The sequence below is a fragment of the Lentzea albidocapillata genome (genome assembly GCF_000719115.1).
GTDB lineage: Bacteria > Actinomycetota > Actinomycetes > Mycobacteriales > Pseudonocardiaceae > Lentzea > Lentzea albidocapillata.
The window spans coordinates 1-283 of record NZ_JOEA01000101.1 but is presented as its reverse complement, the minus strand read 5'-3'; the positions used below and the strand labels follow the sequence as shown (position 1 = coordinate 283).

1 pseudogene is annotated in these 283 nt (G+C 72.4%); it reads left to right on the top strand.

Annotated features, from left to right (window positions below):
* Positions 1–70 precede the first annotated feature (70 nt).
* Positions 71–283 (top strand): annotated as a pseudogene (locus IG04_RS0142015) (sulfatase); the annotation flags it as partial.

Here is a 283-nt window from a genome sequence, read left to right as displayed (position 1 = left end):
CGCCGGGATCGTGTTCGTCGCGGCGGTTTCGGTGCAGCGCCTCGGTTCTGTCGCCGCCGGAAGGCGTCCCGTGGCCATCCGGGCCGTGGCCGCAGCGGTCGTGGTGTGCCTTTCTCTTGCCGTGCCAGGGGTACCGGTCTACTCCGACGCCGCCGCGACGTCGCTGGTCGACCACGCGCGGCGGGTCCAGGTGGGGCTGAACGACCGGGAGGTGTTCGCGGCGGAGGCTTCGGCCGACGCGTTCCGCGGTCAGTCCGGGCTGCTGTCCTCGTTGCAGGGCAAG